General features: G+C 72.0%; 14 protein-coding genes. 3 read left to right on the top strand and 11 right to left on the bottom strand.

The genetic code is table 11. From position 1 onward, the window contains the following. The gene (locus AC4D2F_RS14770) at positions 1–354 is read left to right on the top strand and encodes a DUF202 domain-containing protein (protein ID WP_104167040.1); all 354 of its coding nucleotides are present in this window, start codon (positions 1–3) and stop codon (positions 352–354) included. A gap of 170 nt (positions 355–524) precedes the next feature. Then, positions 525–3350, top strand: coding sequence for a phosphoenolpyruvate carboxylase (gene ppc / locus AC4D2F_RS14765; protein ID WP_490911214.1), 2826 nt, complete (start codon positions 525–527; stop codon positions 3348–3350). A 38-nt stretch (positions 3351–3388) separates the two neighbouring features. On the opposite strand, the gene AC4D2F_RS14760 is transcribed toward ppc, so the two are convergent. From AC4D2F_RS14760 to AC4D2F_RS14730, 7 genes are all read right to left on the bottom strand, one after another. Continuing rightward, entirely contained in the window at positions 3389–4801 is a 1413-nt protein-coding gene (locus AC4D2F_RS14760; protein ID WP_490911213.1) for a TspO/MBR family protein, read from the bottom strand. Further along, positions 4764–5399, bottom strand: coding sequence for a DedA family protein (locus AC4D2F_RS14755; RefSeq protein WP_258069811.1), 636 nt, complete (start codon positions 5397–5399; stop codon positions 4764–4766). Before AC4D2F_RS14755 ends, AC4D2F_RS14760 begins: the two co-directional genes overlap by 38 nt. A 154-nt stretch (positions 5400–5553) precedes the next feature. After that, a complete protein-coding gene (locus AC4D2F_RS14750; RefSeq protein ID WP_490911212.1) occupies positions 5554–6462 on the bottom strand; it encodes an RluA family pseudouridine synthase in 909 nt (302 codons plus the stop codon). 39 nt (positions 6463–6501) lie between these two features. Then, positions 6502–7320, bottom strand: coding sequence for an Fpg/Nei family DNA glycosylase (locus tag AC4D2F_RS14745; RefSeq protein ID WP_104167036.1), 819 nt, complete (start codon positions 7318–7320; stop codon positions 6502–6504). After that, positions 7313–12325 carry an Lhr family helicase gene (locus tag AC4D2F_RS14740; protein WP_490911211.1) on the bottom strand — a complete coding sequence of 1671 codons (5013 nt, stop codon included), beginning with the start codon at positions 12323–12325 and terminating at the stop codon, positions 7313–7315. The genes AC4D2F_RS14745 and AC4D2F_RS14740 overlap by 8 nt, the downstream gene beginning before the upstream one ends. Positions 12326–12384: 59 nt before the next feature. Beyond that, positions 12385–13137 carry a DUF4232 domain-containing protein gene (locus AC4D2F_RS14735; protein ID WP_490911210.1) on the bottom strand — a complete coding sequence of 251 codons (753 nt, stop codon included), beginning with the start codon at positions 13135–13137 and terminating at the stop codon, positions 12385–12387. A gap of 75 nt (positions 13138–13212) precedes the next feature. Further along, on the bottom strand, positions 13213–13668 hold the full coding sequence (locus tag AC4D2F_RS14730) for a 23S rRNA (pseudouridine(1915)-N(3))-methyltransferase RlmH (RefSeq protein ID WP_490911208.1): 456 nt from the start codon (positions 13666–13668) through the stop codon (positions 13213–13215). Between the two features lie 77 nt (positions 13669–13745). Here AC4D2F_RS14730 and AC4D2F_RS14725 point away from each other — a divergent pair, with 77 nt between their 5' ends. Beyond that, positions 13746–14513, top strand: a complete 768-nt coding sequence (locus tag AC4D2F_RS14725) for a type 1 glutamine amidotransferase domain-containing protein (RefSeq protein ID WP_490911207.1) — start codon at positions 13746–13748, stop codon at positions 14511–14513. Between the two features lie 58 nt (positions 14514–14571). Here AC4D2F_RS14725 and AC4D2F_RS14720 read toward each other — a convergent pair whose 3' ends face one another. The 4 genes from AC4D2F_RS14720 to AC4D2F_RS14705 all read right to left on the bottom strand — a co-directional run bounded on the left by AC4D2F_RS14720 (position 14572) and on the right by AC4D2F_RS14705 (position 25469). Further along, the gene (locus AC4D2F_RS14720) at positions 14572–16554 is read right to left on the bottom strand and encodes a serine/threonine-protein kinase (RefSeq protein WP_490911205.1); all 1983 of its coding nucleotides are present in this window, start codon (positions 16552–16554) and stop codon (positions 14572–14574) included. An 83-nt stretch (positions 16555–16637) separates the two neighbouring features. Then, positions 16638–20930: a type VII secretion EssC family protein gene (locus AC4D2F_RS14715; RefSeq protein ID WP_490911203.1), complete on the bottom strand. Its 4293-nt coding sequence runs from the start codon at positions 20928–20930 to the stop codon at positions 16638–16640. 58 nt (positions 20931–20988) lie between these two features. Continuing rightward, positions 20989–22338 carry a hypothetical protein gene (locus AC4D2F_RS14710; RefSeq protein WP_490911202.1) on the bottom strand — a complete coding sequence of 450 codons (1350 nt, stop codon included), beginning with the start codon at positions 22336–22338 and terminating at the stop codon, positions 20989–20991. Beyond that, complete coding sequence (locus AC4D2F_RS14705) at positions 22335–25469, bottom strand: hypothetical protein (RefSeq protein WP_490911201.1); 3135 nt, start codon at positions 25467–25469, stop codon at positions 22335–22337. Before AC4D2F_RS14705 ends, AC4D2F_RS14710 begins: the two co-directional genes overlap by 4 nt. Positions 25470–25683: the final 214 nt, after the last annotated feature.

Raw genomic sequence — 25683 nt, 5'->3', positions numbered from 1 at the left:
GTGCACACGCCGCAGGAGGACCCGGTCCCGAGACCGCACGCCGATCCCGGGCTGCAGCCCGAACGGACGACGCTGGCCTGGAACCGCACCATGCTCGCGCTGGTCGTCGCCGGCGTCCTCCTGCTCCGCTGGGTGCCCCGCTACGGCTGGTTCCCCCTCGGGCTGACCCTGCTGACCGCCGCGACGGCCCTGGCCATCACCGCCGGGCAGGCCCGTCGCTACCGGCGCAGCGCCCGCGGGATCCGCGTCGGGCGGATCGAGGCCGACGTCGTCGGCGTCCTGGGGACAACGGCCGCCGTGGCGCTGCTCGGTGCGCTGGCACTCGTCGTCGTCGTCGCCCTGCCCCTGCGCTGATCGCCGGGCATGAGGCAGGGTGCACCGGCCGGGGCCGCTTCACATGACGGACCGGGTGAGGTCGGCGCCACATCGCCGGGTAAAATCCGACCATCATCCGTCGTATCCAGTGCCGTATACGCCCGTTTTCCGTGACCTGAAAGCAGGCCGTTGTGACAGTGCCCCTCGAAGTGACAGCCCCACCCGTCGGCGACCGGCTCGGCGATGCGGGAGGAGACGTCAGTGCCGAACTCCGGGCCGACGTGCGGCGTGTCAGCACCCTGCTGGGCGAATCCCTCGTGCGGCAGCACGGGCAGGAGCTGCTGGACCTCGTGGAACGCGTCCGCCTGCTCACGAAGCAGTCCAAGGAATCGGGCAGCGTCAGCGACGCCGGTGAGCGCGCGGAGCTGGCCGGTCGCGTGCGCGAGCTGCTCGCGGACCTGCCCATCGACCAGGCGACGGACCTGGTGCGGGCCTTCGCCGCCTACTTCCACCTGGCCAACGCCGCGGAGCAGGTCCACCGCGTGCGCGGCCTGCGTGCACGGCCCGAGGAGGACGGCTGGCTCGCGCAGACCGTCTCCCGCATCGCGTCCGACGCCGGTCCCGCCGCGCTCGCCGGCGTCGTCGCCTCCCTCGACGTGCGCCCCGTCTTCACGGCGCACCCCACCGAGGCGTCGCGGCGGTCGGTCCTGGACAAGCTCCGCCTCCTGTCGGACATCCTCGCGGAGGCCACGCCGGAGGGCTCCCAGCGCCGACGCCGTCAGGACCGGCGGCTCGCCGAGGTCATCGACCTGATCTGGCAGACGGACGAACTGCGGCAGGTCCGGCCCACGCCGATCGACGAGGCCCGGAACGCCATCTACTATCTCGGCGGAATCCTCACCACGTCCATGCCCGAACTGCTCGAGGATCTCTCCGACCTCCTCGCCGAGCAAGGCGTGGCGCTGCCCGCCGAGGGGGCCCCGCTCCGGTTCGGCTCGTGGATCGGCGGCGACCGTGACGGCAATCCGAATGTCACCGCGGCCGTGACCCGCGAGATCCTGCAGATCCAGAACCAGCAGGCCGTCCGCATCGCGATCCATTTCATCGACCGGCTCATCTCCTCGCTCTCGTCCTCGACCGCGATCGTCGCGGCGTCCGAGGAGCTGACGGCATCCATCCAGCGCGACCTGGCGAACCTCCCCCGGCTGGACAAGCGGATCCTCGAGCTCAACGCCCAGGAGCCCTACCGGCTCAAGCTGACCTGCGTGAAGGCCAAGCTCCTCAACACCGCCGCGCGGGTGCAGAACCATTCGGCGCACGAGCCCGGCCGGGACTACAACGACACCGCACAGGTGCTGGCGGATCTCGAGCTCGTCGGGGACTCCCTCCGGGAGCACGCGGCGGGCCTCGCCGCGGACGGCGCCCTGGCCACCGCGTCGCGCGTCATCTCGTCCTTCGGGCTGCACCTCGCGACCCTCGACATCCGCGAACACGCCGACATGCACCACGACGTGATCGCCCAGCTGACCGACCGGCTCGGCGAGCTGGAGGTCCCCTACCTCGAGCTGTCCCGGGCCGACCGCCTCCGCACGCTGTCGGACGAACTGGCCTCCCGGCGTCCGCTGGCGACGGCGAACCCTCCCCTCGACGACGCCGCACGCCGCACGTTCGACGTCTTCCGCGAGATCGCCTCCGCACTCGAGACCTACGGCCCCGACGTCATCGAGACCTACATCGTCTCCATGACGCGCGGCGCGGATGACGTGCTCGCCCCGGTGGTGCTGGCCCGCGAGGCCGGACTGGTCGACGTCGTCGGGAACGGCTCCGGGGGCGCCGACTCCGGCGCGTTCGCGAAGATCGGCTTCGCGCCGCTCCTGGAGACGGTCGACGAGTTGCGGGTCTCCGCCCGGATCGTGGACACGCTCCTGTCCGATCCCACGTACCGGGAGGTGGTGCGCCTGCGCGGTGACGTGCAGGAGGTGATGCTCGGTTATTCGGATTCCAACAAGGAATCGGGCGTGCTCACGAGCCTCTGGGAGATCCACAAGACGCAGCGGCTCCTCCGCGACGTCGCCGCGAAGCACGGGGTGGGGCTTCGCCTGTTCCACGGCCGCGGCGGTTCCGTGGGCCGGGGTGGCGGGCCGACGTACGACGCCATCGTCGCCCAGCCCAACGGTGTCCTCGAGGGCGAGATCAAGTTCACCGAGCAGGGCGAGGTCATCAGTGACAAGTACTCGCTGCCCGCCCTCGCCCGGGAGAACCTCGAGCTGTCCCTGGCCGCGGTCATGCAGGGTTCCGCACTGCACCGCACGCCCCGCTCGTCGGACGACGAGCGGGATCGCTGGGCGGAGGTGATGGAGACGGTGTCGGACGCCGCGTTCGCCCGCTACCGCTCGCTGATCGACCACGAGGACCTTCCGGCGTACTTCCTCGCCTCCACGCCCGTGGAGCAGCTCGGCTCGCTCAACATCGGCTCGCGTCCCGCCAAGCGGCCGGATTCGGGCAGCGGCCTCGCTGGGCTCCGCGCCATCCCGTGGGTCTTCGGCTGGACGCAGTCCCGGCAGATCGTCCCCGGCTGGTTCGGCGTCGGCTCCGGACTGCGCGCTGCGCGGGAGGCAGGCCATGAGGGACTGCTCGCGGAGATGCTGGAGCGCTGGCACTTCTTCCGCACCGTGGTGTCGAACGTGGAGATGACCCTCGCGAAGACGGACCTGGAGATCGCCGCGCACTACGTCGAGGCCCTCGTGCCGGACGACCTGCAGCACCTGTTCGGGGTCATCCGGGAGGAGTACGAACTCACGCTCGCCGAGATCAGGCAGCTGACGGGTGAACACGAACTGCTCGACAACCAGCCGGTCCTCAAGCGGTCCCTCGCGGTGCGCGACCAGTACCTCGACCCGATCTCCTACCTCCAGGTGGAACTGCTGCGCCGTGTGCGGTCCGAGGCCGACGGCGGGCAGCCCGACGGGCCGCTCCAGCGCGCGATGCTGATCACCATCAACGGCGTCGCCGCGGGGATGCGCAACACGGGCTGAGCCCGGCGCTGGGCTCAGCCCCGCGCCCGCCCACCCGGCTAGTAGCGCGAGTCCTCGTAGTCGCCGCCCCCCAGGTGGACGGGCTCGCGCCGGGCGTCCTGCTGCGCCCGCAGCCAGTGCCGATACTCGTGGTCCACCCGGTGGCGGCGCGAGCCTGCCGTGATGAGCAGCAGGAAGATCGCCAGGACGGTGAAGAACGCCAGGTTCATCGCGAACGGCTCGCCCAGCACCCGTTCGACGGCGATCCACAGCAACCCCCACGAGGTCGCCACGGCCACGGCAAGGCGTCCGCGGTCCGTCGAGCAGATGATGGCGGCCGTCACGAGGACGGCCGTGATCCCGAGGATGGACCACGCGACACCGGACCAGCCGAAGAGGTCCGCGCCCGTCGCCGTGAGGAACGCCGCCCAGTTCGCGGCCGCCGCCAGGAGCACCCAGCCCAGGTAGAGACCGATCGGCGTATCCACGAGCGCACCCTCGAGCCGCGTCTCGTTGGGGTGGTTGTTCATGGTCCGGACGGCGGACAGGAGTGCGAAGAAGAGCAGCATGATGACCACGAGGCTCAAGGTCAGCAGGCCGGCCTGTGCGCTCAGGATCCAGGCGAGGTTGAGGAGCATGGAGGCCGCCACGGTCCAGCCGAGGCCCCGCTGGCGGTCTGTCCTCCGCTGCGACGGCAGCCACTGGAACACCGTGTACGCCACCAGGCCCACGTAGATCACGCTCCAGATGGAGAAGGCCGCCGACGACGGCGCCAGCAGCGTCGCGTCCGGGGCGAACAGGCCGCCGGCGGCGTCCCGGATCGACGGGCCGCCGAAGGCGCCGACACCCGCCGCCGACCCGAGGATGCAGGCGAGGGCGCATACCGTCACGACCACCTGCCGGACGACGTCCCGGTCCCAGGAGGAGACCTGGCGGGCCGTCGCGCTGCTGCCGTGGTGGATGGCCCGGCCGGTCACTCCGGCCGCTTCCCTCGCACGAACGGCCGCTGCCCTCGCCCGGACGGCCGCTGCCCTCGCCCGGACGGCCGCGACCCGGAGCCGCTCGGCGGCAGCCGCGCCGCCGTCGTCGCTGCCCTGGCGGCTCGGGATCTCCTTGCTGCCCTCGGCCCCGGTGGGCGCATCGAGGGTGCGGGTGCCGCCGCTGGGGTCGTTCCTGCTGCCGGCGGCACCCGGGCCGCGCGAGGCATCGGCCCGGTCGTGGCCGTCCGCGCGTGAGGCGCCGTACCCCACGCCGCCGGACCTTCCTTCGCTCGCCGCCGTGGTCGCCTCGGCCGGGCGGTCGGGCCCGTCGTGGTCGGCAGCACCGGCACCCCGTGGCTGCGCGGCCTTGAGGCGTTCGAGGACACCCGTCGACTCCGAGGAGCGCGGGGCGGCGGGAGCTTCCTGTGCGACGGTCGGAGGCCTGACCGGCTTGTCAGGGAGCCTCGGACCCGGGTTCTTCGGGGTGCTCATGCGCGTTCTTGGCCTTCCGGTGTCTCTTCAGGGCGATGATTGCTGCCGTGATGGCTCCCACCAGCGTACCGACCACCATTCCGAGCAGCGCGCCCATCCAGGCGGGCAGCCCGGTCGAAGCGCCCGCGACGAAGCCGAGGCCGACCAGCCATGCCGTCCACAGCGCCCCTCCGGTGCCCGCCGCGAGCATGAAGGGGCGGAGGGGCAGTTCGGCGATGCCTGCCGCGGAGACGCTCGCGGTGCGCCCGCCGGGCAGGAAGCGCACGGCGACGACGGCGGCGTAGGTGGGCGACGAGCCCGCCTTCGCGATGGCCTCACGCAGCCCCCGGTGGACCCGGCGCCCCCAGCGGAAGCGGTCGAGGACATGCGTGAGCCGACGCCGGAACAGGAGGAACAGGGCCACATCCCCGAGCCAGCTGCCGGCCCATGCGACGAGGCCCGCGACGGGCAGCAGGAGCATGCCGTCGGCGGCCATGGTGCCGGCGCCGATCACGAGCAGTTCGGAGGGCACGACGGGGAGCACCACATCGGCGACGACGACGGCGAACATGACGAGGAGGTAGAGCGGGTCGGGGATGTCCGTTCCGGGCAGGTCCACTCCGCAAATGTACCGTCCGGACCCGGGGCACCGCCGGGGCCCCGGGAGGAAACCGGTCCGGGCCAGGGGACGAACACGGTCGAGAAAACGGTCCCGCACCCGGTGGAGAACCCGTGGAGAACCCGGTCGGGAGTCGGTACGGATCAGGGCAGGGTCAGGCGAAGCAGGCCAGGGTGAGGCCGGACTCGAAGCCCCGCTCGGTGCCGTCCACCGGGTCCGTGAACGCGATGCTGTGCGCGAGGAGCTGCAGCGGCCGGGTGTAGTCGTCGGGCGCCTGCGGGTGCAGCACCGGGTAGAACGGGTCGTTGACGATGCCGAGCCCGAGGGACGCCATGTGCAGCCGGAGCTGGTGGGTCTTCCCGGTGTGCGGCTGCAGCCGGTACAGGCCGCGGTCCGCGCGCTGATCCAGCAGGCTCACCGTGGTGTGGGTGTTCGCCGGTCCCTCGACCTCCTGGGCCAGCAGGTAGGTCCGGGACTTCACGATCCTGCTGCGCACGTCCTGCGGCTCGTCGTCGAGCCGCAGCTCCGGCCGGACGGGCGCCACGGCCCGGTACTCCTTGGTGATGCGCCTGTTCTCGAAGAGCAGCTGGTAGGCGCCGCGGGTGTCCGGATCGACGGAGAACATGAGGATGCCGGCCGTCATACGGTCCAGCCGGTGCATGGGGATCAGGTCCGGGATGCCGAGTTCCACGCGCAGCCGCACGAGGGCGGACTCCGCCACGTACATGCCGCCCGGCGTGGTCGGCAGGAAGTGCGGCTTGTCGACGACGAGCAGGTGATCGTCCTGATGCAGGATGGAGAGCTCCACGGGCAGCCGCTCCTCGACCGGCAGCTCACGGTAGTACCAGACGAAGGTGTGCTCACCGAGCGGGGTGGACCGTGTCAGGACCTCGCCGCCCAGCGCGACGACCTCGCCGCGGTCGAAGCGCTCGCCGATGCCCTCGGGATCCACGTGGTCGAAACGGTCGAGGATGTAGTCGAGGGCGGTCTCCCACGGACCCTCCGCCGGCAGGCGGAGCCGTGTCGCGTTGACGCCGTTGCGTACGGGCAGGGGTGATCTCATCGCCATCAGCGCATCACCCGTCCGAATCCGTCCACCTGGTCAGGGTAATGCCGCGCCGGCAGGGGCATCCAATCGCGGCTGGCAGTGCGGACAGTAGTAGAGCTCGCGCAGTTCGGTCTCCTTGTCCCCGAGCTGTTCGAGCGCGACGGGCGTGCCGCAGCGCAGGCAGCCCCGTCGGGACCGCCCGTACACCCAGAGCGTGTTGCCGCGGAGCTGTCCTGTCGTCGCCCGGGTGCTGCGCTCCTTGTTCGCCTCGAGGAGCTTCTTGGACAGCTCGACCATGCGCGGCAGGTTCGGCACCTCGCCCACCGGGGTGAGCGGATGGACACCGGCGAGGAAGCACAGCTCGCACCGGTAGACGTTGCCGATGCCCGCGAGGTTCCGCTGGTCGAGCAGGGCGAGGCCGATGGGCCGCTCCGGCTGCTCCCTCAGCCGCCGCAACGCCTCCTCCGCATCCCAGTCGGGGCCGAGCAGGTCGGGTCCCAGGTATCCGACGGCGTCGTCCTCCTCGGCGCGGGGGATCACCCGCAGGAAGCCGAGTTCGAAACCGACGACGACGGCGTCCTCGGTCTCCAGGATGCAGCGCGCCTTGAACGCCGGCCTCCGCCACTTCTCCCCGCGGGCGTAGACGTGCCAGAGGCCCTCCATCTTGAGGTGCGAGTGGATGTCCCAGCCGTCGTCGCCCCCGCCCCGGATCAGCAGGTGCTTCCCGCGGGACACCGCCTCCTGCACGGTGTCACCCGTGAAGTCCACGGTGGCGAAGCGGGGCACGCGGATGTCGCAGCGTGTCAAGGTCTTCCCGGCGAGGGCGCGGTGCAGTTCGCGGGCGGCGCGCCACACGGTATCCCCCTCAGGCACGGATCCTCAGTCCCCTCGGTGTCGTGTAGAAGCCGGCGTCGGCGAGCGCTCGCCCGATGTCCGTGTCCAGGATCTCGCCGCCGTTGACCTTCTCGAGGGCCATCTTGTCCGCGGCCCCCCGGCGGATGATGGTGACCAGGGCCAGCGCTGCCGCCCGCAGGACGTCGACGTCCTCGGTGAAAGCCAGCAGCGTCTTGCCGCCCCGTTCCACGTACAGTGCGAGCGCCCCGTCCACGAGCACGACGAGCGCCCCGGCCTTCCGCCCGGCGCGGTGACCGCCGTCGGCCTGCGGCCAGCTCAGCGCCGCGCCGTAGGGGTTGGCCGGGTCCGTGGCCGCGAGGGCCACCGCCTTCAGGGGTGGAGCCTCCCCGCCGAGGACGTCCTGGGCGGTGGGCAGTTGGTTGTCGGCGCTGAAGGAGCGCAGGCGGTCCACCGTGGCGGGCACGGCGAACTGCGCGGCGCCGAGGTGCTCGATGAAGTAGCCGCGCCGGCACCGTCCCATCTCCTCGAGCCGCGCCAGCACCTTGTACATGAGGCCGAACCCTCCGGGGATGCCCTCGTTGCCGACGGCCCCGCGCGTGACGACGCCGTAGCGGTCGAGGAGCAGTTCGGCCTGCGCGTGGGCGTGCAGGGTCGTCTCCGCCTCGACCGCGGGCAGCATGTTCCAGCGGCCGGCGGCCAGGGGAGGAGTGGCCCGCTGGTAGCCGCCGGTAGCGGCGTCGTCGCCCGCGACGCTCAGGCGCATCGAGGCCCCGGTCAACGACTTGCCGGGGGCACGGCCCAGCCGCCCGGCCCGCGAGGTCCGCGCGCGGGCCGGGACCGGTCGTTGCTTGTGGGCCGTCTTGCCGTTCGCGAGGAGGGCGCGCACCGGGGAGAACGTGTCGTTACTGATCCTGCCCGCCCACAGCAGGTCCCACAGCGCGGTGACGACGGCGGTGTCCGACGTCGCCTCCTGCACGTCGAGCTGGTTGGTGAGCTGCCGCAGGAAGTACCCACCGCCGCCGGCGAGGAGCTCGAGCAGCCCGGTGTGGAGGGCCGTCGGCTCGAAGGTGGGGTCGGGGCGGAGGGTCAGGGGGGCGTTCTCGGCCAGGTGCAGGGCGATCCAGCCGTCGTTGCCGGCCAGTGACCCGGCGCCGGACCACAGCACCTCGCCGGTGGCCGTCAGCTCGTCGAGCATGGCAGGCGCGTAGTTCGCCACGCGCTGGGCGAGGATCAGCGGCTCCCACGCCGAGGCGGGGATAGGGACGCCGGAGAGCTGGTCGATGACGGTGACCACGCCGTCCAGGCCGCGCAGGCCGGAGCCGATGTGCTGCCAGGCGGGCAGGAACCGCCCGTAGGCGGCGGGGTCCACCGGCTCGACCTCCTGGCGGAGGGCGGCCAGCGACCGGCGGCGCAGGCGCCGGAGGACCTCGGCGTCGCACCACTCGCTGGCGGCCGGCGCGTGCACGGTGATGGTGCCGGGCTCGGCGCCGGATGCCGCCGAGATGTCGAGCACGGGCACCGACTCGGCGGGGCGGAACTCGCCCTCGACCACGCGGCCGGCGCCGGCGAGGCGCTGCAGCGATCCGGCGACGACGGCGACGCCGAGGCCCAGGCGGGATGCCGCTTCGGAGGCCGTGAAGGGACCGTGCGTCCGCGCGTAGCGCCCCACGAGGTCCCCGAGCGGATCGTCGACGGGCTCGATGAAGGCCAGGGGGATGCCCATGGGCAGGGGGACACCGAGGGCGTCCCGCAGGCGGGCGGCATCCTCGACGGCCGAGATGCGCTCCACGCCGCCGATGTGGACGGTCAGTGCGCGGTTGGCCTTCACGAGGGCGGCCACGTGCCCGCGGACCACGTCCGGTGAGGCCCTCACGGGATTCGGGGTGGCAGGAACGTCCGCGGCGAGCAGCTCCTCGTCCGAGGGATCCTCGGACGGGGACGCAACGGACGGGGACGCCTCGTCGTCCGCGCCGTCGCCGACAGCCCGGAGGGTCGCGTTTGACGGCGGGGCGCTGTCGACGAGGGCGGAGGCGGCGGCCTGCTCGTCGGCGGGTGCCGCGAGGCGCTCGGCGATCTCCTCGACGGTCAGGGGTCCGAGCAGGCGCAGCAGGTCGGCGACGCCCTCGAGCCCCCGGGCGAGGCGGTCCTGCTTGAGGCGCTGCAGCTCGAGTTCCGTGTCGGCGATGACCCGGGCATCGAGCAACTCCCGCAGTTCGGCCCGGCCGAGCAGCTCGTTGAGGAGGGTCGGGTCGAGCGAGAGCGCGGCGGCCCGGCGCTCGGCCAGCGGGGAGTCGCCCTCGTACAGGAAGGACGCCACGTAGCCGAACAGCATGGAGCGCGCGAACGGGGAGGGCTGCTGCGTGGTGACCTCGACGATCCGCAGTTCCCGGCGTTCGAGCGAGGCCGCGAGATCCTTCAGGGCGGGGAGGTCGTAGACGTCCTGCAGGACCTCGCGCACGGTCTCGAGGACGATCGGGAACGTCGGGTACTTCTTGGCGACGTCGAGCAGCTGCGCCGACCGCTGCCGCTGCTGCCACAGCGGGGTCCGCTTGCTCGGATTCTGGCGGGGCAGCAGCAGGGCGCGGGCCGCGCACTCGCGGAAACGGGACGCGAAGAGCGCGGACCCGCCCACCTCGGCCGTCACGATGCCGTCGAGCTCCTCGGCGTCGAACAGGAACAGGTCGGCGCCGGGCGGCTCGTCGTCCATGAGCGGGACGCGCAGCACGATGCCGTCGTCCGAGGCCATCGCCGATCCGTCCATGCCGTAGCGCTGCTCGAGCCGTGCGCCCACGGCGAGCGCCCAGGGTGCGTGCACGGGCATGCCGAAGGGGCTGTGCAGGACCACGCGCCAGTCGCCGAGCTCGTCGTGGAACCGTTCGACCACGAGCGTCCTGTCGTTCGGCACCACTTCGGTGGCCTCGCGCTGCTCGCTGAGATAGGTGATGAGGTTCCCCGACGCCCAGGTGTCGAGCCCGATCCTCTCGCACCGCTCCTGCGCCTTCTCCGGTGTGGCGCCGGACATCTCTCGTCGGAAGGCGCCGAGGGCACGCCCCAGTTCGACGGGCCGACCGAGGGAGTCGCCCTTCCAGAACGGGAGCTTGCCGGGCTGGCCGAAGGCGGGGGAGACCAGCACGCGGTCGTGTGTGATCTCCTCGATGCGCCAGCTCGTGGCGCCGAGGGCGAAGACGTCGCCCACGCGTGACTCGTAGACCATCTCCTCGTCCAGCTCGCCCACGCGGCGGCCGCCGGCGCGCGGGCCCTCGCCCTCCGAGCCGACGAGGAACACGCCGAACAGTCCGCGGTCGGGGATGGTGCCGCCCGAGGTGACGGCAAGGCGCTGCGCTCCGGGCCGTCCGGTGATGGTGCCCTCCACGCGGTCCCAGATGATGCGCGGGCGCAGTTCGGCGAACTCGTCGGACGGGTAGCGTCCGGCGAGCAGGTCGAGGGTCGCGTCGAAGGCGGAGCGGGGCAGGGTGGCGAACGGCGCGGAGGTCCTGACGACGTCGAACCACTCCTCGACGTCGATGGTGCCGAGCGCCGCGGCCGCGACGGTCTGCTGCGCGAGGATGTCGAGCGGGTTGGTGGGGATGTAGAGGGGTTCGATCTGCCCGGCGAGCATGCGCTCCACCGTGACGGTGGTGTTGATGAGGTCTCCGCGGTGCTTGGGGAAGAGCACGCCCTGCGACACCTCGCCCACCTGGTGGCCCGCGCGTCCCACGCGCTGCAGGCCGCTCGCCACGGAGTGTGGCGACTCGACCTGCACCACGAGGTCCACGGCGCCCATGTCGATGCCGAGCTCCAGTGAACTGGTGGCGACCACGCAGCGGAGTCGTCCCGATTTGAGGTCGTCCTCGATCAGGGCGCGCTGGTCCTTGGAGACCGATCCGTGGTGGGCGCGGGCGAGGAGCGCCTCGGCGCCGGTGGTCTGCCCCGCCTGGGCCATCATCTGCGCCGGCGTCGTGGTGGTGTGCGCGAACGAGGGGGCGGGTGCGGGCTCGACGGCGGCCGGGTCACCGCCCGCCGCCCATACGGCGTCGCGCTCGCGGCGTTCCGCGTGGATCTCGTTGAGCCGCGCGGTGAGGCGCTCGGCGAGGCGGCGTGAGTTGGCGAAGACGATCGTGGACCGGTTCTGCTCGATCAGGTCGACGATCTTCTCCTCGACGTGCGGCCAGATGCTCGCCTGGGGCACGGCGTCGCCGTCGTCCTCGGTGTTCGCCGCCGCACCGCCGAGCTCCGTCATGTCCTCCACCGGCACGGTGACGGTCAGGTCCCACTGCTTCTTCGACGGCGGGGCGACGATCTCCACGGGGGCGTTGCCCGAGAGGAAGCGGGCCACCGTCTCCTTCGGCTCCACCGTGGCGGAGAGCCCGATGCGCTGCACGGGTTTCTCGAGCAGGGCGTCGAGGCGGGCCAGCGACACCGCCAGGTGCGCGCCCCGTTTGGTACCCGCGACGGCATGGACCTCGTCGATGATGACGGTGTCCACCTCCAGGAGCGTCTCGCGTGCCTTCGAGGTCAGCATGAGGAACAGGGACTCGGGCGTGGTGATGAGGATGTCCGGCGGCCGCGTCAGCATGGCCCGGCGTTCGGCCTGCGGGGTGTCGCCCGAGCGGACGCCGACGGTGATGCTGGGCGCGGGCAGGCCGAGGCGCTTCGCCGTCTGCGTGATGCCGATCAGCGGGGCCCGCAGGTTCCGCTCGACGTCGACGCCGAGCGCCTTCAGGGGCGAGATGTAGAGGACGCGCGTGCTGCGCTTCGGCTTCGCCGGGGCCTTCCGGCCCTTGGCGGGGGTCGCTGACTCGGGTTCGACGTCGCCGCTGCCCTCGCCGGAGGCGATCAGCCGGTCCAGCGCCCAGAGGAACGCGGCGAGGGTCTTGCCCGAGCCGGTGGGTGCGACGACGAGCGCGTTCGATCCCGCGGAGATGGCGGACCAGGCGCCCTCCTGGGCGGGAGTGGGTTCGGAAAAGGCTCCCGCGAACCACTCATGGGTTGCGGGGGTGAACCTCGTCAGTACCTGCGTCACTCCCTCATCATGCCCCAGCGCACCGACACTCGGTCAGGACGCCGACCTGCAGGAAAGGACTAGGCGGCGGGCTGCAGGGGACTGATCGTCATCAGCACGATCGATGCGGCCGAACAGGCCGGAAGCGCCTGGGGCAGGACGAGCGAGTCGGTGGCGCCGGGCGGGTAGACGCGAAGGCCGGTCGCGGGCGTGAGGCCGCAGTCCGCGCCGTAGTTCTGGGCGTTGGTCTGCCTCAGGGTGGCCGTGGCTGAGCCGCCCGGGGCGAGGAGCACCGGCGCAGAAGCCGTCCCGTCCCGGTCCGCGGGGGCGCCGATCTGGTTGCCCGAACCGTCGACGGAGGAGACTCCCGGGTACCCCGCGACCGTGCACCCCTGATCCGAGGCGTTGGTCAGCACGAGTGTGCGGTACACGCTCCCGGCGGCACCGCCGCCCGCCTGGTCCTGGACGGACCCCGTCAGCTGGGCGGCAGTGCAGGTGCCTGCCACGGCCGGCGTGGACGCCTCGGGTGACGGCGACGCGCTCGGCGCGGGGACCGCAGCGTCCGCGGGGGCGGTCGTGGGTGCGGTGGACGGCGAGGCCGTGGCCGTGGCCGACGGTTCCGGCGCTGGTGTCGTGGCCGGCGCCGTCGACTCCGAGGACGGTTCCGTGGACGGTGATCCGGACGGCGTCGGTGCTTCGGTCGCGGTCTCGGACGTCGATGCCGCCGGTTCTCCGGCCCCCGGATCCGACGCCGCGCAGCCGCTCACGGCGACGAGTGCTCCAGCAGCCGCAATGGCCGCGATCCAACGCTTGCTCCCCAGCAGTGTAGTCATGGGCTCACCCTACGGCCGCGGCCCCCGACGCCACAGAGGTCCGACACGTCGTACCGAGATCGTTACCTCGGCGGCCTATTCGTGATGGTACGAGCGCCCGCCCGCGATCTCCTGCGCCCGGTACACCTGCTCGGCGAGGATGAGTCGTACGAGCTGGTGCGGGAAGACCAGGGGAGACAGGGACCAGGTGAAATCGGCCCGCTGGTGCACCTGCTGGTCCACGCCGTATGCGCCTCCGATGATCACCGTGACGCTGCGTGAGGCCTCGAGCGGTTTCAGCAGGGTCCGGGAGAGGGCAGGCGAGTCGATGGCCCTGCCGCGTTCGTCGAGGAGGATCACGTAGTCGGTCCCGAGCCTGGCGATGAGCCGCTCCGATTCCTCCTTGCGCGCTGCATCGTGTTCCCGTGCCGAATGGGCGATGAGCTGCCAGGAGAGATCGAAGGGCTTCTTCAGCCGCCTGGAGTACCGCTCGATTCCCTCGGACACCCAGCTCTCATGCTTGCGGCCCACTGCGAGCACCCGGATTGCCATTCGTTCAGGTTATCGCCCGGGTGACGCCTTGCGAGAACCAGCCCCGTAGGGTGGAAAGCGGACGAAAGGAGCACTACATGAAGAAAATTCTCATGGTTCTGACCAGCGTTTCCGAGCTCGGCGACACGGGGGAGAAGACCGGCTACAACGTGGCCGAGGCCGCGCACCCCTGGAAGGTGTTCAAGGATTCCGGGCACTTCGTGGACTTCGCCTCGATCCAGGGCGGCCAGCCACCGCGCGACGAGGTGGACACGAAGGACCCCATCCAGGTGGCCTTCACCGAGGACGAGACCACGCGGGCGGGCCTCTACAACACGGCCCGTGTCGACGTCGTCGATCCCGGCCAGTACGACGCCGTCTACCTGGTGGGCGGCCACGGCACCATGTGGGACTTCCCGGACAGCGACGGCCTGCGGAAACTTGTCGCCGGCATCTACAACGCGGGGGGCCTGGTCGGTGCGGTCTGCCACGGACCAGCGGGCCTGCTGGACGTCGAACTGGACAACGGTCTCCGCCTGGTCGAGGGCCGGAGGGTGGCTGCCTTCACCAATGACGAAGAGGTCGCTGTGGGGAAGGACAAGGTCATCCCGTTCTTCCTGGCGGATCGGCTCGAGGAGCAGGGCGCCACCCACGTCTCCGCCGATGCCTTCGAGGAGAAGGTCGTCGTCGACGAGCGACTGGTGACCGGGCAGAACCCGGCGTCGGCCGCGGGCGTGGCCAAGGAGATGGAGAAGCTCCTGGCCGAGGTCATCCACCAGGAGAAGGCCGAGGAGCAGCACGAGACGGAGGCGCTGCGCGCCGAGAAGGACGCGCTCAAGGCCGCTGCGGCGGAGGACGAGAGCTGACCCCGCCACCTCACCCGGAGCCGGCCGGCTCCGGGTGAGGTGCGAACCCCTGCTGCCGTCACCTGGCAGCGTCCTCCCGAGACGTGATGTCGAAGGCGGGCGACTGCAGCTCGGTGAAGTTCCCGACGCTGGCGCGCACGGTGCACTCGGGCGTGATCTGCAGGGCCGTGACGGTGAGCCCAGAACTGTCGACGGCGAGTGCACCGCCGCAGCCGTCGGCGAACCGCATCCCCTGCTCGCCGCCGGTGACGGCGGTGAGCATCTGTGACGGCTTGCCGGCTGCCGGACTGACGTAGAGCGGGTTCAGCTCGTCCGGGCCCCCGGCCCACACCGGGATGAGGGTGATTCTCAGGGGGCTCGGCGTCACCACCCGCGCCGGGGTGCGGACCTCCACGCCCGTCAGGCGCTGGACGGGGTAGGCGGTGCCTGTGACGGTCGGGTCCTGCGTCGCGGCCGACGTCGCTTCGGAGCCGCCGCGCACCCACGCGTCGAGTGCCTGCTGGTCGGCAGGTTGCGCCGGCACCGAGGCGGTCACCTGGACGGACCCGCCCGCCGGGACCTGCAGGTCCGACAGCGTCCAGCCGCAGGCCACGTCGAGCCCGGTGATCGAGGCCTGGTTGCGCTTCACGGAGGCACCTTCCCAGGTGACGGCGGGGCACGCCTCACCCTCCGCCATCGCGGGGACCACCTCGAGGAACTCCCCGGACAGCGGCGCCTTCTGGGCCGCGTAGGTGAGCGTCAGACGGACCCGCCCGGAGGAGGGCTCGTAGGCGGCAGCCCGCGAGATCGTCAGCCCGGTGGGCAACGCGGTGTCCTGCGTCTGGGCGGTCAGTGGATCGCCGGAGCCGCCCGAGGCGGCCTGCTGCTCTCCAGGGCTGAGGACCACGAACCCGACGACCATCCCCACGAGGAGGAGCACCGCGGTCCCCGCGAGGAGGAGCGCCGTGCGCGTGCGCCAGAACGGGGGCGCCTCCTCGGGCTCGGGCCGGGCCTCGGCCAGGGGCCGCACGTCGCGGCGCGGCATGGGGCGGGCGATGGTCGCGCTGCCCGCGTCCCCGAGGCTCGGGACCTCCGTGTCCTCGTGCACGGGCGGTGCGGACGCCAGGGCGGCGAGGTCCGCGTCCGTGAAGGCCCCCCGGACCACCGTGGCGGGGCGGTCGACGTCGTCGAAGTCTGCCGGGGCCTCCCCGCGCGTGAGGGGCGCGCTGGAGGCGAGGCGGGCCGCGAGACGCCGGAGCGTCGCTGCCGCCTCGGGGGCGGTGGGCCGCTCCGCGGGGTCCTTGGACAGCAGCCCGGCCAGGACGTCCCAGAGGGCGTCGTCCACGGGGATCCTCGGCGGGCGTGAGGAGACATGGCGGTACGCGACGCTGAAATCCGTGCCCGGGCCGGCGAAGGGGGTGCGCCCGGCGAGGAGCTCGTAGAGCAGGACCCCCGTGGAATAGATGTCGCCCGGAGGGCCTGAGCGGCCCTGGCTGATGAGCTCGGGCGGCATGTACTGCGGGGTGCCGATGAGGCCGGTCGTCTGGCGGATCCTCTCGCCCACGACGTCGGAGATGCCGAAGTCGGAGACCCGTACGTCGCCCGGGGTCCACTCGGGCCAGGGCTGGGCGAGGAGCACGTTGTCCGGTTTGATGTCGCGGTGCGTCACGCCCCGCGCGTGGGCGAACGCCAGCGCGTCGAGTACCTCGGCGGTGACCTCCAGCGCGTCTGCGGGCCGCAGCGTACCGGCCTCCCGCACCACGTCCCGCAGCGAGCCGCCCGCGACGTAGTCCATGATGATGGCCAACCGGGCGCCCTCCACCACCATGTCGCGCACCGTGACGATGGAGGAGTCCTGCAGTCCGAGCAGGACGGACCGTTCACGGACGAACCGCTCCACGAGCGAGGGGTCGTCGGCGTGCTCCGGGCGCAGGACCTTCGCGGCGAGGATGCGGTCGTCGGTCGCGGTGACGGTCCATACCTCGCCGACCGCACCGGAGCCCACCCGTTCGCCGAAGCGGTAGGACGCCCCGAGTGCCTGGCCCGTCTGTGCGAGTTGCATACCGTTCCCTCGATCTCTCCAACGCCGTCGGTCTGCTCTGCCGTGGACACCCGCGTCGGCGCCCCTGTCATCGTAGGTGCCGGTCAGCCGGGGCTGATCGACTGGACGAGGGCCACCTGCCCGCCCACGCCGAGATATCCGCGTCCGGGAGTCATCGCCACCGGCGCCTTCCGGGGGAGTGCCGTGCCCAGCAGTTCGCCGTCGTAGTCCACGTCCGGCTGCAGCAGCACGCCCAGGCGGGACTTGCGGACCGTCTTGGTCCAATGGCCGTACAGTCCGCGCAGGTCCGCCGCCCGTCCTGCAGCGACGACGCACAGGCCCGCCTGCCCGGAGGCCACGATGCCCGCGATGGACTGGTCAGGGTCCTCGAAGCGCTCCGCGTCGTCGATCAGGAGGAACACCGGGCCGCGCTCGAGCCGCAGGGAGGCCAGCAACGCCGGCACCTCGTCCGCGCCGACGGCCGTCCGGTCGAGGGCGGCGGAGGCCAGGGGAGAACGGCGGTCGCAGATGCCCCAGACCTGGGCCACCCCCTGGGGTGTGGCCGTCCCCCGCAGGGCTGCGGCGAGAGCCATGAGCAGGGTGGACTTCCCGGACCGGGCGGGCCCGGCGATGAGCGCGTGCTCGCCCTCGTAGACCTCCAGGAACGCCGGGGAGAGGTCCGCCTCCTGGAGCCCGATCGGGATGCGCCACGGCTCGGCGTCCAACTGCGGTTCCACCCCCAGATCCTGCAGGGTGACGTCCGCGGGCAGGCGCCTGATCGCCCGGGACTTCGCGGGGGCGTGGGCCCAGTTCTGCCGTACCCGTTCCACCGCCGCCGCGATGCCGATGCCGGGCGTCGCCACATGCATCTGGAGCGTGCTGCGGGGGTCCACACAGCGGCCGGGGAGTGCGGCGGGGATCTGCTTGCCCCGGACGCCGAGGGAGGAGTAGTCGTAGGTGTCCGCCAGGCGGAACAGCCACCGCTGCAGGGTCACCTCGTTCATGGCCGAGGGCACCGCCTTGGCGCGGGTGGTGGACACCGCGAAGGAGAGTCCGAGCGCCGGGCCGTCGGCGTACGCACGGTACAGCAGGTCCAGCAGCTGCTGCCCCTCGTAGTCCTGCAGCTCGTCCCGCAGCGATGCCAGGCCGTCCAGCAGCACCACGGTGCGGCGGTGGGTGCCCGGCTCCGCGCGGCGCCGCTCCAGTTCGGCGTGCAGGTGCCGTAGGAAGCGGGCCTGCTGCTCCTTGGCTCCGGCACCGGACCCCACGTAGGCCACGGTGTGTGGCAGGCCCTCCAGGGCCTCGAGCGCCCGCGAGCCCAGGTCGAGCACCATCAGGTCCAGGTCGGCCGGATCGGTGTCCCGGGCGAGGGACAGCGCAATGGACGCCAGCGTGGTGGTGGTGCCGGAACCGGCCACGCCCATCAGCATCAGGTTCCCGGCGGACAGGTCCCAGCCCGCCGGGGACTGGCGCTGCAGCTCCGGCTCGTCCATGAGGGTCACCAGCACGGAGGAGCCGCGGACGCCGCCCACTCGCGGGAGGCGGAGGGGATCCGGGTCGGCCGAGCCGTCGTCGTCCCCTTCAGCGAGGAAACCGTCGAGCTCCACGCGCTCGCCGAGGGCCTCCGGCCAGACCTGACGCGGCGGCGCATAGCCGGCGTCGGCGTTGGCCCCGACCACGGCGTCGATGAGGAGGTCGAGGTCGTTCTCGTCCGACGTCGCGGGTGCCGACGGCGCCGCCGGGGCCACGGGGACACCGAACCGACGCACCTCCCGGACATCCACTGCCGCGCCGCCGCCCACCTGTACGCGTCCCGTGACGAGGGCCGTCTGCACGGGGGTGATCTCGTCCTGCCCCAGCTTCACGAAGGCCCGGCCCATCTGGGCCCGGCCGATCGCCGAGGCCGCGGGCACGCCGATGACGTTGCTGGAGTCTTCGCGGCTCTGCACCCGCAGCGCCACGCGGAGGTTCGTGTTCGCGAGGATGTCCTCGCTCACGACGCCGGCGGGGCGCTGCGTGGCCAGGATCATGTGTACGCCCAGTGTCCGGCCCACGGCTCCCACGCTGACGAGCGCCTTCAGCACGTCCGGGAAATCCTTGGCCAGCATGGCGAACTCGTCGATCACGAGGAGCAGCCTCGGCATGGGCTCGGCCGGATTCGTGGCGAGGTAGGCATTCAGGTTGTCGATGCCCTCGCCGGCCGCCGCGAAGACCCGCTGGCGCCGCTCCATCTCCGCTTCCAGGGCCAGGAGGGCCCGGTCGGCCAGTTGCTCGTCCAGGTTGGAGATGGTGCCGATGGTATGCGGAAGGCGCTCACAGGCCTTGAAGGCGGCACCACCCTTGAAGTCGACGAGGATGAAGTTCAGGCGCGTGGGATCGTTGCGGGCTGCGAGGCCGGCCACGAGTGAGCGCAGGAACTCGGACTTGCCGGAGCCGGTGGTGCCGCCCACCAGGCCGTGCGGGCCGTCCTTGACGAGGTCCAGCGTGAGGGTCCCGTTCTCGTCCGTGCCGATCGGCGTGGACACTCCCGGGGATGCCTCCCACATGCGGCGGATGGTCGCCGGGTCCGGGCGCTCGTAGCCCAGGAGCCGGGGGAGCCGCACGAGGGCGGGCAGCGAGGCCCCGGGCACGCTGAGCTCCGGGTCGTCGAAGCGGGCGAGGCGCATGGCGCAGCGCAGGGCCTCCTCCTCGTCGAGACCGGCGAGGATGACGTCGTCCACGCGGGTCAGGTCCTCCGGCTGCTCCACGGTGGCCGCCGCGTCCGCACCCACCCTGATGATGGTGGTGCAGGCTGCCGGCAGTTGCTCCTCCGAGGTGGCGATGACGATGCCCGCCACCCGGGACGTGCGCTGGTGCGCCGTCAGGGAGGCCCCGGGCATGGAGCGGCCCATGCCGAGCAGTGCGCGGGCCGGGGCGTCCCGGCCCTCGGTGAGGACCTCGGAGTCCAGGACCACCAGCAGGGCCGGTGTGGGCAGGTCGGTGACCGTGTCCTTGAGCGTGCGCAGCATGGCGAGGCTCGTCTCGCGGTGCGCGGACATCCACCGCTGGCCCGTGCTGCTGCCGGCCTGGCGCGTGTGCGGGAGCCAGGAGGCCCACTCCCACTCGTCGGCGCGCCCGGCGTCGCAGAAAACGCCGACGGTGAGGTCCGCCGGTCCTACGTGCACCGTGGCCTGGGCGAGGAGGGACCGGGCCAGCGCCAGGGTCCCCTCCCGCGGTCCGACCATGCCCACCACGCCGGCGTCGGTCAGGTCCACCAGCACGGGGGCGGCCTGCAGGCGCGCGGCCATGAGGGAGTCCTTGACCTTCTCGTGCAGCCGCGGGCCCGCTCCCCGCTCCACCGGGGGCTTCCACGGGACGTCGCCGGTACCGGCGTGCAGGGCCAGGAAGTCGTCCGCGTCGGCGCGGCGCTGCCACAGGGAGGTGGCGGGGAGGGCCGCACGCCGCACGACGGTCGCGGGGTCGGGGATCAGCCGATGGCGCAGGGCGGTCTCGGTCTCGGCCGCCGTACGGATCTGCTGCTCGAACTCCTCGATCGCCCCGGTGAAGCGGGCGTCCTCGTCCTTGAGGCCGAGGGCATGACGGCGTTTCTGTTCGAACCACATGCCCACGGCCATCACTGGGCTGAGCATGGCGAACATCGCGAAGCGGAGGTCCCGCAGGATGATGACCATGGCCACGGCCATCACGAGGGGGGCGAGCACGCTGATGTAGCTGAACTTGCTGGCCGGCGGGACGTCCTTGGGGCTCGGAGGGACCAGCGCGTCGGCCGCCGGAGCCTTCCCGGGACGGGGCGGCCGGTTGAAGGGCGCCGTCGCTGCGGGCGTCAGGTTGTGCAGGCTGCCCGGCGCGGGGGCCGGTGTCTCGTCGAGGGACCGGCGCAGCAGGAGCACCGTCCCGCCCGCGGTGATCGTGGCGATCTCGGGGACCAGGACGCCGTCGTCCCCCACCTTCTCACCGTCCACGAGGGTGCCGTTCGTCGATCCGCTGTCCAGCACCCGCACGCCGTCGTCCTCCCGGCGCAGGCGGCAATGTTCCCACGATGCGCTCTCGGCAGGCAGGGTGAGGTCCGCGTGCGGGGACCGGCCGATGAGCATCTCGCGCCCCTGCGGGACGTCGACCACCCTGCCGGCGTGCTGCCCGCCGGCGAGGGTCACACTCCAGCCGTGGATGCGCGCGGGCACCTGCCACGGCGCCCGGGCGACGCGGCTGCCCTCCAGGAGGACGAGCTCCGACACGGGGGTGGAACCGCGGACCTCGGTCTCGTCGACGAACACGGACTCGTCGGGTGCGAGGCGCGGCCCGCCGGCGGTCTCCACCAGGTCGGCCAGCGTGGCCGGCGCGGCGTGCGCCACCTCGCACTCGAAGCGACGCTCGTCCAGATCGATCAGCACACGCACGGTGGCGTTCCTTCTGTCGGTGGGGCCCGTCCGCTGAGGGCGGACCGGGGGAGATCGGTCAGGGGCTCGTCGGCGTGGGGGCCGGTGCCGGCACCCAGACGAGGCGCGGCGCGTTCTCGTCCGCCGGCCGCAGGCCCAGATCCTGGGGGGACGCATAGACCGGCAGGGCCTTGGCGGTGAGCGCCTCGGGGCGCGAGAAGTCCAGCGGCGGCCCGGCAAGGCCCTCGCCGGGGCCCAGCGAGACGGCGCGGAGGGCTTCGCCGATCTCCGCCGGGTCGGCGCTGCCGGCCAGGGCGGTCGCCCGTACCAGGGCGACGACGGCGTCGTGGCTGGCCGGGTCCGCCGCCCACGCATCGGCGGAGAACGGGGCGTCACCCGTCAGGTTCTTGATGTCCGCGTCTCCCGCCGCGAGGCGCACGGCGGACAGGAAGGCGGACATCCCGCGCCCCTGGGCATCCTGCTGCAGGGCGGCGCTGTCGCCGGCGGACGATGCGATGCCGACCAGCTGCCCGGAAGCGGTCCCGTCGAGCTCGGAGAGCGCGGAGGCGAAGGCCGGGGCTGTCGCGCCGTCCGGGAGGATCAGGGGTACGGAGACGTCACGGGACTGCAGGGCCTGGACCAGGCGGGCCAGCCGCTGCGGTGTGGCGGCCGAGACGACCACGGCGTCCGCGGGACCGGCGACGCCTGCGGACCCGGTGCCCGCGGGGGCGTCCGGTGCGCGCTGCTGGTCGCCGGTGAGGATCGCGGCCTCCTGCGCCAGGCCCGTCACGTCGTCGAAATCCCGGAGGTCGAGGGTCTGCGCGGTCGGCACCGACGTCGGGGTGGGACCGCCGTCGACGACGAGCAGCACGCTGCTCCTGCCGTTCACCGCGGTCCGGAGGGCCACCTCCACGGAGCTGCCGGACGGCATCGTGGTCCAGACGGACGGCGCGGGCTCCGACGGTTGCGCGTACGGCAGGATGGCCGGGAGGCCGAGGTCCGCGGCGGTACGGGCCGCCGCCTGGGCCTGCGGGCCCGAGCTCGCCACGACGATGCCGGACACGCCCTGCTCCGCGAGCGCCTGGACAGCGGCGCGTGCGCCGTCCTCCGTGCCGCGGTCGTTCTCGGTGGGGAGGGCGACCGCGGCGCCTCCCTGGGCGAAGCGCTGGCCGGCGACGACCGCGCCCTGGGCCGCCCGGTTGTACTCGGAGCCGGGCTCGCCGGACTGGCCCAACGTCACGACGACGCCGATCGACACGTCCTCGGGCAGACCGTCGGCGTCCAGGGCGACGGGGACCGTCGCGGCCACCGGATCGGGCCGGATGGCCTCCGCGGGGCGGTTCAGCATCACGGTCACGGCGATCACGGCTGCGACGAGGACGGCCGCCCCGGCGACGACCAGCGTCATGAGCCCGGTGCGCGGGCTCATGCGCCGGCGTCGATCGTCAGCGTGTAGAGGGTCTGCGAGGTCGCGCCCTCCGGCACCTTGAGATGGAAGGGCGGCAGTTCCTCGACGGCGGCGAGGGAGGCCTTGAACTGTGCCTGGCGCAGCAGCAGCCCGGCGACGTCCCGGGAACGGATGTTCGTGTACCCCTCGGCGTTCTGGGAGGCGAGGGCCAGCTGGAAATCGGCGGTGTCCGCCTTGGCGGCGCTCGTGGCCATGGAGCCGAGGAGGCCGGAGCCGTTCACGGAGCGGTCGCCGAGATCGAGCATCACGTTGTTGAGGCTCGAGGCCAGCAGGGCACCGGCACCCTCGACATCGCGGGTGGAGCCGGACGTGCTGGAGGCGATGTTCGCGAGCGAGGCCTGCGTGCTCTCGTCCAGGCTCGCGGCCAGGGCGGCACCCCGCTGGTTCAGGTCGATCCGCTGCTTGTCCACGGTCCCCCCGGCGTCGGTCACGACCTCGTCCGAGGTGACCTTCAGGCCGGAGATGGAGCGGTCGAACGCCGTGATCACGGACGCGGAGCCCGCGTCTCCGATCTCGGCGACCTCGCGCACCTGGTTACCCACAGTCTTGTCGATCTCGGCTTTCGTGTCGGCCGATACTTTGCCGAGGGACTTCGTGATCTCGGCTCCGAGCCCGTCCTGCTGTGCCTTCAGCTCCGTGAGGGTTGCCCCGATCCCTTCGGAGGACACGATCGCTGTGCCCAGCAAGTCCTTCAGGTCCTCGAGTTCGCGTTCGATGCTCGTGACATCCGCGGTGGCGGTCTCGTCGAGCGCCTCCACGGCGTCCTCGACCGCGTCCAGCCCGGCCTCGGTGTCGTCGATCGTGGTGTCCAGGGCGTCGAACGCCTGGGCGATCTCCTGGTCGGGGTCGGTGGTGTCGACGGCGGCGAGGACGGAGTCCCAGGCGGTGGCCTGGTCGCGTAGCCGGACATCCAGCGGGTCGTCGAAGCCGAGCGGCGGGATCCCGTCCAGCGGAGGTAGCAGCTCGACCTGCATGACCCTGTCCATCGTGGCGCCCGCCAAGGCTCCGTCCGTCGCGGACACGCCGGGCGCGGGGTCGTCCGTTGCGGACCCGTCCGGGGTGGGCACCGGGGGTGCGGGCACGGTCGGCGCGGAGTCCGTGGGCGCAGGTGTGGGGTTGCTGGGCGTGGAGTCCGTGGGCTCGGGTGTTGGGGTGCCCGGCGCGGATCCGGTGGGCGTGGGCGCAGGGGGCTCGGGTGAAGGGGTGGGCTCGGTCGGCTCGGGTGAAGGGGTCGGCTCGGTCTGCTCGGTCGGCTCGCACGGCGTGGACGTCAGGTAGGAGCGCAGCTGCTCCGCGTCCCGGGTGGACAGCCGGCCATTGCGCGGGAACTTGCCGTCGGCCAGTCGGCACAGCTCGTCGGCGAGCCGCTGGCTCTGCTGCATCATCGACCCGTCCAGCAGCGAGCCGTCGGCCAACTCGCTTTTGGCAGCCGTCGCCGTCCCGCCGATGACCTCCAGCCTGTCCCGTAGCTCGTCGATGCTGTCGCGGGCTGCTGCGGATGCGTCGCGGGTCGCGGTGACGGAGTCGCGCGCGGACTCGATCGCGTCCTCCACGGTAGCGAGGGCCGCCGTGTAGTCGTCGTCGGCCGCGGTGGTCTCGAGCAGCGCCTCGAGGACCTCGCTCACCTCCGCCAGCGAGCCTTCTGATGCCTCCTGATTCTTGAGCGCTCGCGGAAGCGACGTCAAGTCCAGGCTCGCGACGAGAGCGTCGCTCTTCGCGACCAGTCCCACCAGCGCGGCGGTGACGGTGACGGCGGAGCCGCGGAGGGAGCAGGTCACCGAGCTCTGTGCGGCGCACTCCTCCGGTGTCGGGTTCTCGGGGCCCACGGTGGTCCTGAGGGAGTCCGCCACCATGTCCCGGCAGTCAGCACTGACCTTCGCGTAGGCATCGAGCTGGGCCGCCATGGTCAGGATGCTCGAGTACACGGTGGCCGTCTGCCCGGGCCTGGGCACCTCGGCGGTGCAGCCGTCGCCGTTGACAGGGACCGTCGTGGGTGCAGCCGAGGTGTCTCCCAGCATCGAGTCCACCGCGGACACGGTCTGCTGCAACTGCGACAGGGTGGTGGACTGCGTCGTGCTCGTCGCGGCTTCCAGATCCGAGCCGAGCGACTGCAGCTGGTCCTTCAGGTCCTGCATGGTCCGGGCCAGGGCCTGGGAGTTGTCGCGCAGCTCACCGGCGGTCTCGACCCCCAGGGTCTCGGAGGTCGTCTCCAGGTTCTGCCGGACGTCCGTGATGGTGGCCCCTGCCTTAGTCAGCACGATGTTGACATCTGCGACGAGGGCGATGGTGCGGCGTTGCAGGTCGAGTTCGGAACCGGTCCCCGAGGAGAACGCGTCGGTGATCACGCCGTCCGCGCTGAGGTCGGTGTTGAGGCCCGGCTGCACCGCCAGATCGAAAGCGGGAACCTGGAAGTCCTCGACGTCGGCCACGAGGCGCAGCGTGGTGCTCGCTCCGGAGCGGGGCGGCGCCAGCACCGTCGCCCACTGCACGACGGCGGCGCCGTCCTCGGTGCTGCTCAGCACGCCATTGGTGCCGGCCGTGCCATCGGCGGAGCCCGGGGTGACGTCGTCGGTCCGGACGCCCTCGAGCTTCGTCGACGCGGCGATCGTCAGGGGGGCGCCCACGAGGGCGGTGGCGGAGCGGGTCTGGCCCGCGGCGTCGTACTCGATGGTCCGTGGCTCGACGGTGAGATTCTCGAGCGTCAGGTCGATCTCCACCGGACCGGTATGGCCCTGCAGCTCGGCGAGGTCGGAACCGGACTTCCCCCCGGCCCGGTACTGCAGGCTCACCCGCACCGGCAGTTCGCCCACCGTGTCGGCCGTGCTGTACTCCGTGTTCTCCGTGGAGGACGCACCGGTGGCGCTCACCGAGATGGTGGTTCCTTCGATCGTCTCGATGCCGGCGGCGGGGGAGAGGCCCACCCGGACGTGCTGCAGGAGCTTGACGGGATCGGACACCGGCTCCGGCTCGGGAGTCGGCGTACAGGATGTCGTGGCGATCAGTCCTGCGGCGATGACGACGGCGCCCAGCCCCCGTCCCGGCGCGCCACGGCGTCTCGAGTTGTGCTGGTGCGTGCGAGACCGTGTGGCCATGATCGTCCCCAATTCCGTTCGGTGCCTCGAGCATCATACTCACGCGCGAACATATTCATTGTTCGGCGCTCTCGAAGGGCTTTTCCTGGTGTCCCGGAATGGTGTTTGTGGCTGTGGTGGCTTTTATGGACCGGTGTTGGTAGCGTCGCGTGCGTCCGCTCGCCGGTGGTTGTTCGTCCGGCATTGAAGCGGTTGTCTCTTGGGGAGGATATTT

It is taken from the genome of Arthrobacter sp. TJ-263 (assembly GCF_058269155.1).
Note: the sequence above shows the minus strand (reverse complement) of the source record. Positions and strands in the feature narration are given on the sequence as shown.

Bases quoted from the DNA above. Each gene is read 5' to 3' on its own strand.
- AC4D2F_RS14725 (WP_490911207.1), top strand. From the start codon at position 13,746: ATGAAGAAAATTCTCATGGTTCTGACCAGCGTTTCCGAGCTCGGCGAC.
- AC4D2F_RS14720 (WP_490911205.1), bottom strand. From the start codon at position 16,554: ATGCAACTCGCACAGACGGGCCAGGCACTCGGGGCGTCCTACCGCTTC.
- AC4D2F_RS14735 (WP_490911210.1), bottom strand. From the start codon at position 13,137: ATGACTACACTGCTGGGGAGCAAGCGTTGGATCGCGGCCATTGCGGCT.
- AC4D2F_RS14705 (WP_490911201.1), bottom strand. From the start codon at position 25,469: ATGGCCACACGGTCTCGCACGCACCAGCACAACTCGAGACGCCGTGGC.
- AC4D2F_RS14730 (WP_490911208.1), bottom strand. From the start codon at position 13,668: ATGGCAATCCGGGTGCTCGCAGTGGGCCGCAAGCATGAGAGCTGGGTG.
- AC4D2F_RS14750 (WP_490911212.1), bottom strand. From the start codon at position 6,462: ATGAGATCACCCCTGCCCGTACGCAACGGCGTCAACGCGACACGGCTC.
- AC4D2F_RS14760 (WP_490911213.1), bottom strand. From the start codon at position 4,801: ATGAGCACCCCGAAGAACCCGGGTCCGAGGCTCCCTGACAAGCCGGTC.
- AC4D2F_RS14710 (WP_490911202.1), bottom strand. From the start codon at position 22,338: ATGAGCCCGCGCACCGGGCTCATGACGCTGGTCGTCGCCGGGGCGGCC.